The 15029-nt window shown below is 63.4% G+C and carries 14 protein-coding genes; 4 read left to right on the top strand and 10 right to left on the bottom strand.

What is annotated here, in order from left to right; translation table 11 throughout:
* Window position 1 precedes the first annotated feature (1 nt).
* The 4 genes from QUH67_RS29415 to QUH67_RS29400 form a co-directional block, all read right to left on the bottom strand.
* Window positions 2-904, bottom strand: coding sequence for a carbohydrate ABC transporter permease (locus QUH67_RS29415; RefSeq protein WP_300942999.1), 903 nt, complete (start codon window positions 902-904; stop codon window positions 2-4).
* The gene (locus tag QUH67_RS29410) at window positions 897-1853 is read right to left on the bottom strand and encodes a carbohydrate ABC transporter permease (protein ID WP_300942998.1); all 957 of its coding nucleotides are present in this window, start codon (window positions 1851-1853) and stop codon (window positions 897-899) included. Before QUH67_RS29410 ends, QUH67_RS29415 begins: the two co-directional genes overlap by 8 nt.
* Before the next feature lie 132 nt (window positions 1854-1985).
* A complete protein-coding gene (locus QUH67_RS29405; protein ID WP_300942997.1) occupies window positions 1986-3332 on the bottom strand; it encodes an ABC transporter substrate-binding protein in 1347 nt (448 codons plus the stop codon).
* A gap of 184 nt (window positions 3333-3516) precedes the next feature.
* Window positions 3517-4560 (bottom strand): C-terminal binding protein, encoded by a 1044-nt coding sequence (locus tag QUH67_RS29400; RefSeq protein WP_300942996.1) that lies wholly within the window; start codon window positions 4558-4560, stop codon window positions 3517-3519.
* 233 nt (window positions 4561-4793) lie between these two features.
* On the opposite strand from QUH67_RS29400, the gene QUH67_RS29395 reads away from it, so the two are divergent.
* The gene (locus QUH67_RS29395) at window positions 4794-6479 is read left to right on the top strand and encodes a methyl-accepting chemotaxis protein (protein WP_300942995.1); all 1686 of its coding nucleotides are present in this window, start codon (window positions 4794-4796) and stop codon (window positions 6477-6479) included.
* 131 nt (window positions 6480-6610) lie between these two features.
* Here QUH67_RS29395 and QUH67_RS29390 read toward each other — a convergent pair whose 3' ends face one another.
* Together QUH67_RS29390 and QUH67_RS29385 are read right to left on the bottom strand one after the other, a co-directional pair.
* Window positions 6611-7537 carry a Bug family tripartite tricarboxylate transporter substrate binding protein gene (locus tag QUH67_RS29390; RefSeq protein WP_407080487.1) on the bottom strand — a complete coding sequence of 309 codons (927 nt, stop codon included), beginning with the start codon at window positions 7535-7537 and terminating at the stop codon, window positions 6611-6613.
* A gap of 146 nt (window positions 7538-7683) precedes the next feature.
* Window positions 7684-8622: a DMT family transporter gene (locus QUH67_RS29385; RefSeq protein WP_300942993.1), complete on the bottom strand. Its 939-nt coding sequence runs from the start codon at window positions 8620-8622 to the stop codon at window positions 7684-7686.
* A 92-nt stretch (window positions 8623-8714) separates the two neighbouring features.
* Between QUH67_RS29385 and QUH67_RS29380 the strand changes: the two genes are divergently transcribed.
* A complete protein-coding gene (locus QUH67_RS29380) occupies window positions 8715-9116 on the top strand; it encodes a DUF1330 domain-containing protein (RefSeq protein ID WP_300942992.1) in 402 nt (133 codons plus the stop codon).
* A gap of 110 nt (window positions 9117-9226) precedes the next feature.
* On the opposite strand, the gene QUH67_RS29375 is transcribed toward QUH67_RS29380, so the two are convergent.
* The 3 genes from QUH67_RS29375 to QUH67_RS29365 all read right to left on the bottom strand — a co-directional run bounded on the left by QUH67_RS29375 (window position 9227) and on the right by QUH67_RS29365 (window position 12301).
* The gene (locus tag QUH67_RS29375; RefSeq protein ID WP_407080486.1) at window positions 9227-10381 is read right to left on the bottom strand and encodes an alpha-hydroxy acid oxidase; all 1155 of its coding nucleotides are present in this window, start codon (window positions 10379-10381) and stop codon (window positions 9227-9229) included.
* Between the two features lie 105 nt (window positions 10382-10486).
* Window positions 10487-11299: an MlaD family protein gene (locus QUH67_RS29370; protein WP_300942990.1), complete on the bottom strand. Its 813-nt coding sequence runs from the start codon at window positions 11297-11299 to the stop codon at window positions 10487-10489.
* A 75-nt stretch (window positions 11300-11374) separates the two neighbouring features.
* Window positions 11375-12301 (bottom strand): DMT family transporter, encoded by a 927-nt coding sequence (locus QUH67_RS29365; RefSeq protein ID WP_300942989.1) that lies wholly within the window; start codon window positions 12299-12301, stop codon window positions 11375-11377.
* 404 nt (window positions 12302-12705) lie between these two features.
* Between QUH67_RS29365 and QUH67_RS29360 the strand changes: the two genes are divergently transcribed.
* The gene (locus QUH67_RS29360; protein ID WP_300942988.1) at window positions 12706-12870 is read left to right on the top strand and encodes a hypothetical protein; all 165 of its coding nucleotides are present in this window, start codon (window positions 12706-12708) and stop codon (window positions 12868-12870) included.
* A gap of 35 nt (window positions 12871-12905) precedes the next feature.
* Here QUH67_RS29360 and ybaK read toward each other — a convergent pair whose 3' ends face one another.
* On the bottom strand, window positions 12906-13379 hold the full coding sequence (ybaK, locus tag QUH67_RS29355; protein WP_300942987.1) for a Cys-tRNA(Pro) deacylase: 474 nt from the start codon (window positions 13377-13379) through the stop codon (window positions 12906-12908).
* 343 nt (window positions 13380-13722) lie between these two features.
* Here ybaK and QUH67_RS29350 point away from each other — a divergent pair, with 343 nt between their 5' ends.
* The gene (locus QUH67_RS29350; protein WP_300942986.1) at window positions 13723-15015 is read left to right on the top strand and encodes an adenylosuccinate synthase; all 1293 of its coding nucleotides are present in this window, start codon (window positions 13723-13725) and stop codon (window positions 15013-15015) included.
* Window positions 15016-15029 lie beyond the last annotated feature (14 nt).

Here is a 15029-nt window from a genome sequence, read left to right as displayed (position 1 = left end):
ATTACTCCTTCACCGCGCCGGTCAGCGACGACACGTAGTAGTCGACGAACAGCGAGTAGAACAGCGCGACCGGCAGCGAGCCGAGCAGGGAGCCCGCCATCAGCGCTCCCCACTGGTAGACGTCGCCGGTGACGAGCTCGGTCAGGATCGCGACCGGCACCGTCTTGTTGGCGCCGCTCTGGATGAAGGCGAGCGCGTAGATGAACTCGTTCCACGACAGCGTGAACGAGAAGATGCCGGCCGAGATCAGGCCGGGCACCGCGAGCGGCAGCGTGATCCGCCGCAGGATCTGCAGCCGCGTCGCGCCGTCGACCAGCGCGCATTCCTCGAGCTCATAGGGGATCGACTTGAAATACCCGATCAGGAGCCAGGTGCAGAACGGCACCAGGAACGTCGGATAGACCAGGATCAGCGCCATCGGTGAATCGAACAGGCCGAACTGCACGATGACGGTGGCGAGCGGAATGAACAGGATCGAGGGCGGCACCAGATAGGCGAGGTAGATGCCGAGCCCCACGTAAGGACTTCCCTTGAAGCGCAGCCGCTCGATGGCGTAGGCCGCCAGCGTCGACGCGAACAGCGACAAGGTGGTCGAGCCGATCGCCACGAACATCGTGGTCTTCAGCCAGGTCGGGTACGCAGTGTTGAACAGCAGATGCTTGATGTGCGCGATCGTCGGCGAAGTGATCCAGAACGGATTGTGTTCCTTGTAGTTCAGGAGCTCCGCGTTCGGTTTGAACGAGGTGATCGCCATCCAGTAGAACGGGAACAGCAGGATCAGCACGAAACAGGACAGCGGCAGGTAGATCATCATCACCCGCCGGGCGCGGGAGTCCCACGACATCGTGTCCGGCGTGGCGCTGGCGACATTGCTGTTGCCCGGTGAGGCGGCTACGTCAGTCATTGGCTTCTCCCTGCTGCCATTTGCGGCGCGCGAGGCCGAAGTAGCTGAATAATGTCGCGAATACGAGGAACGGGATCATCGACACCGCGATCGCCGCACCCTCGCCGAGCTCGCCGCCGGCGATGCCGCGCTGGAACGCCAGTGTGGCGAGCAGATGCGTCGAGTTGACCGGTCCGCCGCGGGTGATGGCGTAGACGAGCTGGAAGTCGGTGAAGGTGAAGATGATCGAGAACGTCATCACGATCGCGAGGATCGGCATCATCATCGGGAAGGTGATGTAGCGGAATCGCTGCCAGGCGGTGGCGCCGTCCAGCATTGCCGCCTCATAGAGCGAGGGCGAGATGGTCTGCAGGCCCGCCAGGAGCGAGATCGCGACAAAGGGAATGCCGCGCCAGATGTTGGCGACGATCAGCGAGAACCGCGCCGGCCACGGCGTTCCCAGGAAGTCGACATTGGTGCTGCGGACGTGCAGCACGTCGACCAGCAGATACGAGATGATCGAGAACTGCGGATCGTAGATCCACCAGAACGCCAGCGCCGAGAGCACCGTCGGCACGATCCACGGCAGCAGCACGATGGCGCGCAGCAAACTCTTGAGCGGGAAGTGGTTGTTGAGCAGCAGCGCGAGCCAGAAGCCGAGCGCGAATTTCCCGAAGGTCGCCACGGCTGTGTAGAACACGCTGTAGAATACCGCGTTCCACCACAAGGGATCCTTGAGGAGGTACTGGAAATTCTCGAATCCGACGAAGACGCCGCGCTGGCCGATCGTGGTGTCGGTGAAGGCGAGCCAGACGCCGAGGCCGAGCGGATAGGTGAGGAACACCGCCAGCAGCCCGATCGCGGGCGCGAGGCACATCACGATCAGGAACGGCTTGTAATCGAACAGGCGCACGATCCAGCCCGGTTGCCGGGCGGCCACGACGCGTGATGGTAGGGTGGTTACAGACATCAATATTATCCCGATGCGAGCTACGTGAGGACGTCATTGCGAGCGAAGCGAAGCAATCCATGCCTCCATGAAAAGAAACAATGGATTGCGTCGTCGCTTCACTCCTCGCAATGACGGCCGCTCCGTCCGGCGTTACCGGCCCTGGCGCCGGAAATACCGCTTCGCCCGCTGCTCGGCTTCCGCTGCGGCCGCCTCCGGCGTCGAAGCGCCGGTCGCCACCGCCGCGCACATCTGCACCAGCACGTAATCGGCGCTCACCGCGCCGGTCGCCGTCGAGATCGGCCCCTTGTAGCCGTCGTAATAGGTGCTCTTCATCGTATCCTTGAAGATCGAGACCTTGGGATCTTCGGACCAGACCTTGGCTTCGGCGTAAGCCGCAAGCGGCTGGGACCAATAGCCGGAGTTGGCGTTGAGCCAGGGCTCGTACTGGTCCTTCTCCAGCATGAATTGCAGGAACGCCTTGGCGGCGTTGGGATACTGGCTGTGCTTGAACAGCATCGCGTTCAGCGTCAGGCCCGCCATCGGCGAAATCTTGGCGACGCCCTTCGGCAGCAACTGATGCTCGCTGTCCTCGGCGATCGCCTTGGTGGCCGGATCGTTCTTCAGCGAGAAATACAGCGAGACGCCGTTGGCGGTCAGCGAGATTTCCTGCGAGGAGTAGGCGCGGTTGTTGCTGACGTCGTTCCATGACGGCGTGCCGGCAATGAAAGTCGGGTAAAGTTCCTTGACCCACTTCAGCGCGGCGATGGTTTCCTTGCTGTTGATGACGATGTTGCCCTCTTCATCGAGCAAGGAAGCGTTGTGCGACCACAGCACCCAGTTGGCAAAGCCGTTGCCGTCGCCCTTGGCATTGCCGAGGGCGAAGCCCGCCGGTTTGCCGGCCTTCTGCAGCTTCTGGCATAGCTCGAGAATTCCGGCATGATCTTCCGGAACCTTGTCATAGCCGACCGATTTCAGCACCGATTTGCGGTAGATCAGCGGGCCGGCGGTGGCGCCGAACGGCAATCCGATCCAGGCGTCGCTCTTGCTGCGCTTGCCGTAGGTTTGCGCCAGCGGCAGCCAGCCGCCGTAGCGCTTGCCGAGATAATCGGCAACGTCGTTCAGTTCGACCAGCTTGTCGGCATAGATGTGCGGCGCGTCGGAGAAGCCGATGATCATGTCGGGGCCGGCGCCGGAGTTCGAAGTCACCGCGGTCTGCTGGTTGATGTCCTCCCAGCCGACGAAGTCGACCTTGACCTCGACGCCGGTCTCCTTGCTGAATTTTGCAGCATTGGCGCGAAACACGTCTTCGTCGGCCTGCACGAAGCGCACTGGACGAAGCATGCGCAGGCTGGCGCCCTTTTCAATTGCGAATTTGGGGGCGGCGACGTCGGCGGCCTTGATGGCGGAGGTGGTCTGGGCCGAAGCGCCGGTAGCCGCCAGCGCGGCGGCGGAAACGCCCAGAGCCAACGCGTCGCGGCGGGTGATCTGATTGGTCATAAAAAGCTTCTCCTTGGTTTCCTTGTTCCCGGCGTTTAATCGCCGGTGAACGCTCAGGCCCCTGGTTCCAATCGGAGCCGAGGCAATTCACTCTTGTTCTTCTTGCGCCTTGCGGGCACGGACCGTTCTCCGTTTCGCCCAAAGACGCTTCTTGCCGTCTAAAGCATGACCTTTCGGATCAGCTCTAGCTGTTCGGACCGCGATCCATGCTGACAGGTTGCCAGCGTCGAAGCGAGGTATTTTGCAGCACCGACGGATTGACGCAGCTTACCGGCCACATCCCCTGCAGGACCAGTGACAATTCGTAGCCTACGCGGCGCTTGCGCGCCTCGTCGAATCGTGCCGATGCCGACGCCACGTGGGCGGTGAGGGTGACGTTCTCCATCGAAAGTATCGGGTTGTTGTGGGACGGCGGTTCCTTTTCCAGCACGTCGAGCGCAGCATGCGCGATCCAGCCTTCCTGCAGCGCCTTGACGAGCGCTTCCTCGTCCACTGTCGCGCCACGGCCGGTATTGATGAAGATGGCGCTCTTCTTCATTTGCCTGAAGTGCTTCTCGCCCAGCATGTGATGGACCTCGGGCCGCGCAGGCGCATGCATCGACAAGAAGTCCGACTGGGCGAGGACCTCTGACAGCGTCGCCGGGATCACGCCATGGTCGGAAATCAGCGTTTCCTGGATGAAGGGATCGTAGGCCATCATGCGCAGGCCGAAGGGGGCCGCGCGCTTGGCGACCGCGCGCGCCACCCGGCCGAACGAGATGAAGCCGAGCGTCTGACCCATCAGCCGCGGGATCTTCAACAGCGCGGGGCGGCCCTCCGACCAGCGGCCGGTGCGCACCATCTTGTCCTGCTCGACCAGCCGACGAAACCCGCTCAGCAGGAGCATCATGGCGTGGTCGGCGACCTCCTCGATGAAGGTGTCGGGGATGTTGGTGACGGGAATGCCGCGGGCGGTGGCGGCCTTGACGTCGACGCTGTCGACGCCGACGCTGCCGAGCGTGATCACCTTGCAATTTTCCAGCGCGTCGATCACCGCCTTGGTGATCGGCATGCCCTTGGCGTAGATCGCATCCGCGGTCTTCGCGGCAGCGATGAATTCCGCCTCATTGGCCGGCGCCTCGACGATTTCGGCCCCGATCGGATCGAGCGCTTCCTTCTCGTAGTCGTAGCCGCTGCCGGCAACCGTGAAGCTCGCGCCTTTTGGCGTGACCACCCTGAATTTCGGCATTTCCTGCTCCCGATTTATTTTCGGTGTTGGTTGGGGACGGCGGACGCCGCCACGCATGTTTAATTGCGATTTCCCCTTTTACGCGACCTGATAGCCATCCGCTACAATCGATGGTTGCTTTCTTCAATAAAAACACGGGCTTGCGCCACCCATCGTAACAAACCGCTAAAGGGTCTCAAGATACCGTCACGGAATCCAACAGCCAAGTCGCACGTCCTTTCTGGAGATCTCCCGTGAAGCTCACCAATCTCAAGATCACCCCCAAGCTCGGCATTCTGGTGGGTGTGACCCTGCTCGGTCTCTGCGCCGCCGGCATCCTCGCAGGCTATCTGATGCAGCGTGAAATGCTCAACGGGCGCATCGAGCAGACCAGGGCTATCGTCGACATGGCGCGCAACATGGCGCTCGGCCTGCAGAAGCAGGTCGCCGCGGGCCAGATGACGAAGGAGGCGGCGATCGCCGAATTCAGCAAGCGCGGCAACACGCTGACCTTCGACAATGGCAATGGCTACGTGTTCGCCTACACGATGGACGGCATCGCGGTGCTGGCGCCTGTCGCGAGCCAGATCGGCCAGAACCGCATGGACATCGACACCGGCGGCCGCAAGCTGGTGCGCGAACTGCGCGACGGGATCGTCAAGGACGGCGAAGTCACGCTGCGCTATGAGTATCGCAGGCCCGGACAGGAAGAACTGATCCGCAAATTCTCCTACGCGGTTCCGATTCCCGGCTGGAATATGTTCGTCGGCACCGGCGCCTATCTCGACGATCTCGACACACGGATGAAGCCGCTGGCCTGGCTGCTCGGATTGGCCATTCTCGGCATCGGTCTGGTTGCCGGCAGCATCGCCTGGCTGATTGGCCGCAGCATTTCAAAGCCGCTCGGACAGCTCGGCGCCCGCATGCAAGAGCTCGCCGAGGGTAAACTCGACGGCGAGATCCCCGGTATCGGTCGCAGCGACGAGATCGGCGCGATGGCCGCGACGGTGCAGATCTTCAAGGACAATGCAGTACGCATCCGCGGCCTTGAACAAAAGGAAGCCGACGTGCAGGCGCGGGCCGAGGCGGACAGGCGGGCGGCGATGGCACAGATCGCCGGCGATTTCGAGCGCAGCGTCACCGGCATCGTCCGCTCGGTGTCGACGGCGGCTGCCGGCATGCAGACCACTGCGCAGTCGATGACGGCCACCGCCAGCGACGCCAGCGCGCGGGCGGCGACCGTCAGCGCGGCGTCGCAGCGCTCGTCCGACAATGTCGGCACGGTGGCGTCAGCCGCCGAAGAACTCTCCAGCTCGGTGACCGAGATCTCCCGCCAGGTGGCGCGCTCCAGCGAGATCGCCAGCAAGGCGGTCAGCGACGCCGAGCGCACCAACGCCACCGTCGGCGCGCTCTCCACCGGCGCCGAGAAGATCGGCGAGGTGGTCAAGCTGATCCATTCGATCGCGGCGCAAACCAACCTGCTGGCGCTCAACGCCACCATCGAAGCGGCGCGCGCCGGCGATTCAGGCCGCGGCTTTGCGGTCGTGGCATCGGAAGTGAAGGCGCTCGCCAATCAGACGGCGAAGGCGACCGAGGAAATTTCCTCGCAGGTCGCGGCCATGCAGGCCTCAACCAGCGAAGCCGTGTCCTCGATCGGCGGCATCACCGAAACGATTTCGCAGATGAGCGAGATCACGCTTTCGATCTCGACCGCGGTCGAGCAGCAGGGCGGCGCGACGCGCGAGATCGCCAGGAACATCCAGTCGGTGGCGGCCGGATCGAACGAGGTTTCCAGCCATATCGGCGGCGTCACCACGGCTGCAGCCGCAACCGGCAAGGCGGCGTCCGAAGTGCTGGCGAATGCCCGCGAGCTCGACACCCAGTCCGGCATGCTGCGCAGCGCGGTCGACGAGTTTTTAGCCAAGGTGCGCGCGGCGTAGGCTTTCCGGACGCGACACCCCGTTGTTTCCACTTCGTCATGCCCGGGCGTGTCCCGGGCATTCACGTTTTAAGAACCGTGACAACGGAGGACGTGGATAGCCGGGACAAGCCCGGCCATGACGGAGAGGAGCTACTGCTTCTCGATTCCGGCGTCCGCGATCAGTTTCTCCCACAGCACGAGCTGCTCCTTCAGGAAGGCGTCGAATTCCTCCGGCGTGCCGGAAAAGGCCTCCATGCCGCGCTCGGCGAGCTGCTTCTTGATGTCGGGCCGTTCGATGACCTTGCGGATTTCCGCATTCAGCTTGACGACGATATCCTTCGGCATGTTGGCCGGGCCGAGATAGCCCTGCCATGAGGTGATATCGAAGCCCTTCACCGTGTCGTCCATGGTCGGGAGATCGGGCAGCAGCGCCGAACGCTTCTTGGTCGTCACCGCGAGCGACTTCAGCGCCTTGGCATTGACGTGCGGCAGGCCGGTCGGGACGTCGATGAACATCATCGAGACGCGGCCGGCGATCACGTCGGTGAGGGCCGGCGGCGAGCTCTTGTAGGGCACGTGCAGCAGGTCGATGCCGGCGAGGCGTGCGAAAGTCGCCCCCGACACGATCGCCGAGGAGCTGCCGCTGGCATAGGAGTATTTCCCCGGCTCCTTCTTCGCCAGCGCGATCAGTTCGGCCACCGAGTTCGCCGGGATGTCCGGGTGGATCACCAGCATGAAGGGCAGGTCGCCGGTGCGCGCGATCGGGGTGAAGTCCTTGATCGGGTCGTAGCTCATGGTCTTGAGCAGATACGGATTGGCCGAATGCGTCGTGTTGGTGGTCACGAACAGCGTGTAGCCGTCCGCGGGCGAGCGCGCCACGAAGCTCGCCGCGATCGAGCCATTGGCGCCGGCCTTGTTCTCGATCACGGTACTGACGCCGAGCGCGGTGCCGAGTTCTTTTCCGATCAGGCGCGTGGTGGTGTCGGTGCCGCTGCCGGCGGCGAACGGCAGCACCAGCGTAACGTTGCGGTTCGGGTAAGGAGCCTGCGCGGCAGCCGTGGCGACCATCGCCAGCATCAGGGGGGCCGCCGCAGCGTACCGGTACCGTTTCCATAACGCGAACATGTAGTTGTTTCCTCGTTTGTTTTTGGTTCGATTGGCCGGCACGCTAGCCTGCCGGGATCGAAAGGGGAAGCCGGCAGGACGCCGTGCCGCAGGTCGGTTCAGGCCTTATTTGCCGAAGCCCGCCTGGAGGCGATGACGACGCCGGCCAGCACCAGCGCATAGCCCACCAGATGGAATAACTGCAACCGTTCACCGAGCAGCAAGATCGCCATCGCGGAGCCGAACACCGGCACCAGATGAAAGAACGGCGCGGCGCGGTTGGGCCCGATCAACGCCAGCCCGCGGTTGAAGAACATATAGGCCAGCGTCGACGGAAAGATCAGGGCATAGGCCAGCGTCGCCATCGAGATCGCGTCGAATTTCAGCGTGGCGCCGGTCGAATATTCCCAGATCGAGAAAGGCACCAGCATCAGGGCGCCGCAGCAGGTGGTGAACGAGATCAGCGACAGCGCATGCGTCACCGGCCGCCGCGGGATCAGCGCCGAATAGAGTCCGAACGATACCAGGGAGCTGGCAAACATCAGGTCGCCGCGGTTGAAGCTGATGCCGGCAAGCGCGGAAAAATCGCCGCGCAGGATGATGGTCAGCACGCCCGCGAGCGAGATGGTGATGCCGGCGAGCTGCGCGGGCGTGAGGCGGACGCCGAACAGAATGAGCGACCACAGCGCGACGAACAGCGGGCCGGACGACTGGATCAAGAGCGCGTTCAACGCCTCGGTATATTGCAGGGCCCAGTAGGAGATCGCGTTGTTGTAGGCAAACCCGACCAGCGACAGGAACAGCATCATCGGCAGATGCGCGCGCAGCACCGGCCAGTCCTGCTTCAGGTGCGGCCAGGCAAACGGCAGCAGGATCAGGAAGGTGCCGATCCAGCGCACGCAGGACAGCGTCAGTGGCGGCACGTGGCCGGCAACATGTCGCGCCAGCACGATGTTGCCGGCCCAGAACAGCGAGGTCAGGGTCAGCAGCAGATAGGGCTGGTTGTTGAGCCACCTTAAGGGATGGATGGCAGCGGGCGCGGGTGCAGGCTCGGTCATGATCGCGCGTCGATAGGGCCGGATTTTCCGGTGGGCGACAAGTCCCATGCCTGCAATGCTACAATGCCCCAAATTGTCGCGAGGGTTGGTCGATGGCGGTGGATTTGTTGAATGTGAAAGGCCTGCAGGCGCTCGATCCACAGGCGCAGGTGGTAATGGTGAACCTGATGCGGTTTCGCGAGTGCTCGCTCGATGGCGACGGCTCGGGATGGGACGCCTATCTGCGCTACAGCGCGCTCACGGTGCCGATGATCAAGGCGCGCGGCGGCACGCTGCTGTGGACCGGCGATGCCAAGGCGGTCGCGCTGGGGGAGGAGGCCGGCAATCGATGGGATTACCTGGCGCTGGTTTATTATCCCACGGTGTCGGCCTTCATCGACATGATGACGTCGGATGATTACGAGCAGCGCTGCGATCCCCACCGCACCAATGGCTGCGCCGAGCATGTAATCATCGCGACGAAGGAAGCGTACAGCAAGTTCAAGATGGGGTGAGTTTCGACGCCGCGAATCCGTAGCCGGGGTGAGCGCAGCGATACCCGGGACAGGGCCCGTCCGCGGATACAACTGTCCCGGATGTCGCTACGCTCATCCAGGCTACAAAACTAAAACTTCCGCACCAGATCCGGTGTGATCTCGCCGATCGAGCGGATGCCCAGCAGCGCCAGGTCGCGGTCGATTTCGGCTTTCAGCAGCGAGATCGCGCGCTGCACGCCGGCTTCGCCGCCGGCGATCGCGGCGTAGAGGAACGGCCGTCCGATCCAGACGAACTGCGCGCCGAGCGCCAGGGCCTTGATGACATCGGTGCCGCGGCGGATGCCGCCGTCGACCATGATCGTCATGCCCTTTGCCTCGGCTGCGATCTCCGGCAGCGTGCGCAGGCCTGACATGGTGTAATCGAGCTGGCGTCCGCCATGGTTGGACAGCATCACGCCGTCGACGCCGCTCTCGCGCGCGATTCTTGCATCCGCCGGCGACACCAGTCCCTTGACGACGAGCTTGCCCTTCCACCTCCTGCGGATCAGTTCGACGTGCTTCCAGGCGAGCTGGTCGCGGGCGCCGATGTTGCGCATCAAATTCTTCGCCAGCACCGGTGGGCCGCGCCTGGCGTCCATATTCTCGAAATGCGGCATGCCGAAATTCTTGACCGTGCGCGCCCAGGTGCCGAACAGCCAGTGCGGATGCGTGACCGTATCCCAGGCAATTTGCGGCGTGATCGCGAGCGGTACCTGAAAGCCGTTGCGGATGTTGTTCTCGCGGTTCGGCGGCACCGGCACGTCGGCGGTGACGACGAAGGTGTCGTAGCCCGCCGCCGCCACGCGGTCGACCAGCGGCTCGATCCGCTCGGGCAGGCCGGCGAGATAGGCCTGGTACCACGCCGCCTGGTTGGCGGCGCGCACATCCTCCAGCGTGATCAGCGAGGACGCGCTGAGGATCATCGGCACGTTCTCGGCTTTTGCCGCCTGAGTCAGCACGATATCGCCGCGATAGGCGCAGAGCGCTGAAGATCCCATCGGCGGAATGCCGAACGGCGAGGCGTAGGTCTTGCCGAACAATGTCGTTGTCTGGTCGCGGCCGGAGACGTCGTTGAGCACGCGCGGCACGAAGCCGTATTCGTCGAAAGCGGCGCGGTTGTCGCGTACGGCCGCGTCGGTCTCGGCGCCGCCGGAAATGTAGCCGTACAGGAATTTCGGAATCCGCCGTCGCGCCGTCGCCTCGAAATCGTCGAGCGAAAGATATTTCTGCAGATGCCGCGGCACGGTGTTCTCGGCGCGGGTCACGGTGGCGGGCGGGGCGGCGGTCGCAGCGGTTGATTTGTCGAGCACGTCAGGCGTTTCCGTTTTTCTTGGTTCTTGACTCAATGGCTATCGTCTGGAGGGCGGGCCGGCGCCGAATTTGCTTGAATTGATCGACTGGCTGAGTTCGCCGAACATCTTGCGGGTGTCGGCGATGACCGCGCCGGACTTCTTGTCGAAACTCTCGATCAGCTCGCGCATCGAGATCACGGTCGGCAGCAACTCGCCGCCATACTTGTCACTGGCGAGACTGCCGAGAAAATTCTTGGTCTTGTCCAGCGCGCCGTCGACAGCGGCGATGCCATCCTCGGCGGCCGCGATGACGCTGGTGATCTTGGCGCCGTTGCCGGACAGCGAGGCGGTGAAGCTTTCAAAATTTCGCAGCGTATCCTTCACCGCTGCCTCGTTGTCCACGATGATCTTGTCGACGTTGCGCAGCGCCACTCGGATTTTTTCCTGGGTGTTGAGCGTTCCGTCGGGATCGGCGGTCAGTTCGGGAATGCCGTCCGCGCCCTTTCGCGGCGGCGGCGCCTCGTCGGAGCCGCCGGTGAACGAGATCGCCGCGATGCCGGTCAGCCCCTGGAATTCGAGGCCGACCTGGGTGTCGCTCTTCACGGGCGTGTTGCCGTCGATCATGGTGAGCGCGACGACACGGCGCGGATGGTCGAGCTTGAGCGACACCACCTCGCCGACCCGGATGCCGGCAAAATTCACGCTGCCGCCCTTGCGCAGGCCCGAGGCCGAACCTTCGAAGATCACCCGGAATGCCGTCTTCTGCTTGGCGCTGATGAGCTTCTGATAGCCGAGCCAGCCCCCGAGCGCCCCGCCGATCAAAGCGAGGGTCAGGATGCCGATCATCAGATGGCTGGCGCGGGCTCTCATGGGATGCTCTGGTAAAACGGGACCAAGGGATAGCGGATTTGCCAGGCCAAGTCACCGCGCTCGCCCGACCTTATGCTACGCCGACGCCTTCCGCGACGCCACAAACACCCCGGTCAGCACCAGCGCGAAGCCGATCAAGTGGAACGCTTGCGGATGTTCGCCCAGGAAAATGATCGACATCACGGTGCCGAACACCGGCACCACGTGGAAGAACGGCGCGGCGCGGTTGGCGCCGATCAGTTGCACGCCGCGATTGTAGCAGAGGTAGGCGATCGTCGAGGGAAACAGCGCGACATAGGCCAGCGTCAGCAAATTGGCGGTATCGAACTGCATCGGCGGCCGCGCAAACAGCTCCCAGATGAACAGCGGGATCAGGCAGGCCGCGCCGGCGCCGAAGGTGAAGGCAACGAACGACAGGCCGTGGATGGCCGGGCGTTTCAGCGACAGCACCGAGTAGATCCCGAAGATCGCCAGTGCGATCAGGAAGATCAGATCGCCGATGTTGAAGTCGATCTTCGACAGCGTGGTGAGGTCGCCATGCAGCAGGATGACGAATACGCCGGCCATCGACAGCAGCACGCCGGCGGCCTGCGCCAGCGTCAGCCGGACCCCGAGCAGCACGAGCGACCACACCGCGACCACCAGCGGGCCGGACGACTGCAACAGCAGCGTGTTCAACGCCTGGGTATGTTCGAGCGCCCAGTATTGCAGCGTGTTGAACGCGCCGATGCCGGTGACGGACAGCAGGATCATGATGCCGAGGCGGCTGCGGATCGCGGCCCAGTCGCGCACCAGATGCTTCCAGGCGAACGGCAGGATGATCAGGAATGCGAACGCCCAGCGCAGGAAAGAAAGCGTCACCGGCGCGATGTGGCCGGCGGCCAGCCGCCCGACGATGGCGTTGCCGGCCCAGCACAGCGCGGTGATGCTGAGCAGCAGGTAAGGCTGGTTGGCAAGCCAGTTGCCGGATCGGGTGGCGGAAGTCTGTTCGGTAGCCGGCATTGCAAGCTTGGGCCCGGTTCACGCCGGCGCGGCCCCGCCCGGCCGAAAACGCCGGGCCGGAATATCGCCCGGCCCTGCCACAGACACGGAATTGCCGTGCTCATCAATGGTGCAGGATGCATCGCGACCATGCAGGGCTTATCGATTATCTTCTTGTTGTTCTTGTCCGCTATTTGGGGTTGCCAGCGAGCGGCCAAATATGCAATCAAAGGACGATCGATTCATGCAACCCAACCTTGGTGTGTTTTCCGGGTGCATGTCGTGGGTTATTCAAGGACAATTTTTTAGGTACGCGCGTTCGTTCGATCGCTGGGACCACGGTTTTGCAGGCGACGGCTGCATAGCAGCTTCATCTTGCCGTGAGGTCGAATTTCTAGAAGTGGATCATTCCTTTGAGCAAGCCAATGTCGGCAGAAGAAGCCGAATCAGAAACACGTCACCAATTTGCCGTTCGCGCCAATTCGATTCTGGCGTTCATCGAATGCAATGAGGAGCAGCGCCCCAAATTGCGCAAGGCCATCATCGAGGCCATGCTATGGGCGCAGACACAGCCGAGGCTCCCCGCGTAGCGAACTGGCGAAACCATTGCCAGGGCGAATCCCGCTCACGCCACCAGCACGGGCGTGATCGCGTTTGCCGCCTTGACGGCGTCCTGCGGGGCGAGTTCCACCTGCAAGCCACGCTGGCCGCCGTTGAGGAACACGGTGGCATGGCCGAGCGCGGCCGCCTCGATCGCGACCGGCACGCGCTTCTTCTGCCCGAACGGCGAGATGCCGCCGACATGGTAGCCGGTCAGCCGTTCGGCGTCGGCCGGCCGCATCATCTTTGCCGTCTTGGCCCCGAAGGCGGCGGCAAGCTTCTTCATGCTCACTTCGCAGTCCGACGGCACCACGGCGCAGACCGGCCTGCCGTCGGCCTCGGCCATCAGCGTCTTGAGCACCCGCGCAGGCGCTACGCCCAGCGCTTCGGCCGCCTGCAGCCCGATGCTCGCAGCGTCCGGATCATAGGGATAGCTGTGCAGGGTGAATTTCACCCCGAGCTTTTCCAGCGACTGGGTGGCGCGGGTGGTTTTCGACATGGCCTTTCCGTCATTGCCAGATGTTAATAAGTGCAGACCCGGATGTCCCCGGATTTTACGGGGATATCAATGGGTTGGAGCGGTTCTAACGCCCCCCTGAAACCGCCTTCTTGCTTGCCTAGAGCATCCGCTTCCTTTATCCGGTGGGGCTGCCTTGCGAGCGAACGGCCCCGGCCGTGATTTTGGCTGGGCAGGCTATAGCGTTTTCGAGCGAAATGGGTACCGGTTCGCGTGAAGAAGACGCGCCAGAAATTGACGAGAGCATGATCCGGAAAAGCGAGTACCGGTTTTCCGGAAGAGGTCATGCTGGGACCACCAGAGATTTGCAGGGAACACCTTAGAAATGGCCAATGTTGTCGTCGTCGGCGCCCAGTGGGGCGACGAAGGGAAGGGCAAGATCGTCGACTGGCTGTCGGAGCAGGCCGACATCGTCGTGCGCTTCCAGGGCGGTCACAATGCCGGCCATACCCTCGTCATCAATGGCGAGACCTACAAGCTGGCGCTGCTGCCGTCCGGCGTGCTGCGGCCCTCGAAGCTGGCGGTGATCGGCAATGGCGTGGTGTTCGATCCCCAGGCCTTCCTCGACGAGGTGGCCAAGCTGAAGGCCCAGGGCGTCGCCATCAGCCCGGAAAATTTGCGCGTCGCCGAGAACGTCACCCTGATCCTGCCGCTGCACCGCGAACTCGATGCGCTGCGCGAATCATCCAACTCGGCCACCGCGATCGGCACCACCCGCCGCGGCATCGGCCCGGCCTATGAAGACAAGGTCGGCCGCCGCGCCATCCGCCTGATGGATCTCGCCGACCTCGACACGCTGCCACACAAGATCGACCGCCTGCTGGCGCATCACAACGCGCTGCGCCGCGGGCTCAATCTGGAGGAGTTCGACGCCGGCGCCATCCTGAAGGAGCTCAGCGCGCTGGCGCCGAAGCTCTTGCCCTACACCGAGACGGTGTGGCGGCTGCTCGACATCAAGCGCCGCGAGGGCAAGCGCATCCTGTTCGAGGGCGCGCAGGGCGCGCTGCTGGACGTCGATCACGGCACTTACCCTTACGTCACCTCGTCCAACACGGTGGCGGCGCAGGCCGCGACCGGCACCGGCATGGGCCCGGGCGCGGTCGGATATGTGCTCGGCATCTGCAAGGCCTATACGACAAGGGTCGGCCAGGGCCCGTTCCCGACAGAACTCAACAACGAGATCGGCGAGGAGATTGGCCGCCGCGGCAAGGAGTTCGGCGTCAACACCGGCCGCAAGCGCCGCTGCGGCTGGTTCGACGCCGTATTGGTGCGCCAGACCGTGCGCACCTGCGGCATCGCCGGGCTCGCGCTGACCAAACTCGACATTCTCGACGGTTTTGAAACCATCGAGGTGTGCACCGGGTATAAGCTGGACGGCAAGGAAATCGACCACCTGCCGGCAGGCGAGGGCGCCCAGGCCCGTGTGGTGCCCATTTATGAGACAATCGAAGGCTGGAAAGAGCCGACCGCCAACGCGCGTTCCTGGGCGGATTTGCCGGCGCAGGCGATCAAATATGTCCGCCGGGTCGAGGAACTGGTGGGTTGTCCGATTGCATTGCTTTCCACGAGCCCTGAACGCGAGGATACTATTCTGGTACAGAATCCGTTCGAGGCTTAACAGGACATTACCGC

The sequence above is a fragment of the Bradyrhizobium roseum genome (assembly GCF_030413175.1).
In the GTDB taxonomy this organism is placed as follows: Bacteria; Pseudomonadota; Alphaproteobacteria; order Rhizobiales; family Xanthobacteraceae; genus Bradyrhizobium; species Bradyrhizobium roseum.
Note: the sequence above shows the minus strand (reverse complement) of the source record. Positions and strands in the feature narration are given on the sequence as shown.

Excerpts from the sequence above, each read along its gene's own strand:
- QUH67_RS29415 (WP_300942999.1), bottom strand. The coding sequence starts at position 904 with ATGACTGACGTAGCCGCCTCACCGGGCAACAGCAATGTCGCCAGCGCC.
- QUH67_RS29410 (WP_300942998.1), bottom strand. The coding sequence starts at position 1,853 with ATGTCTGTAACCACCCTACCATCACGCGTCGTGGCCGCCCGGCAACCG.
- QUH67_RS29405 (WP_300942997.1), bottom strand. The coding sequence starts at position 3,332 with ATGACCAATCAGATCACCCGCCGCGACGCGTTGGCTCTGGGCGTTTCC.
- QUH67_RS29400 (WP_300942996.1), bottom strand. The coding sequence starts at position 4,560 with ATGCCGAAATTCAGGGTGGTCACGCCAAAAGGCGCGAGCTTCACGGTT.
- QUH67_RS29390 (WP_407080487.1), bottom strand. The coding sequence starts at position 7,537 with ATGCTGGCGATGGTCGCCACGGCTGCCGCGCAGGCTCCTTACCCGAAC.
- QUH67_RS29385 (WP_300942993.1), bottom strand. The coding sequence starts at position 8,622 with ATGACCGAGCCTGCACCCGCGCCCGCTGCCATCCATCCCTTAAGGTGG.
- QUH67_RS29380 (WP_300942992.1), top strand. The coding sequence starts at position 8,715 with ATGGCGGTGGATTTGTTGAATGTGAAAGGCCTGCAGGCGCTCGATCCA.
- QUH67_RS29370 (WP_300942990.1), bottom strand. The coding sequence starts at position 11,299 with ATGAGAGCCCGCGCCAGCCATCTGATGATCGGCATCCTGACCCTCGCT.
- QUH67_RS29365 (WP_300942989.1), bottom strand. The coding sequence starts at position 12,301 with ATGCCGGCTACCGAACAGACTTCCGCCACCCGATCCGGCAACTGGCTT.
- QUH67_RS29360 (WP_300942988.1), top strand. The coding sequence starts at position 12,706 with ATGTCGGCAGAAGAAGCCGAATCAGAAACACGTCACCAATTTGCCGTT.
- ybaK (WP_300942987.1), bottom strand. The coding sequence starts at position 13,379 with ATGTCGAAAACCACCCGCGCCACCCAGTCGCTGGAAAAGCTCGGGGTG.
- QUH67_RS29350 (WP_300942986.1), top strand. The coding sequence starts at position 13,723 with ATGGCCAATGTTGTCGTCGTCGGCGCCCAGTGGGGCGACGAAGGGAAG.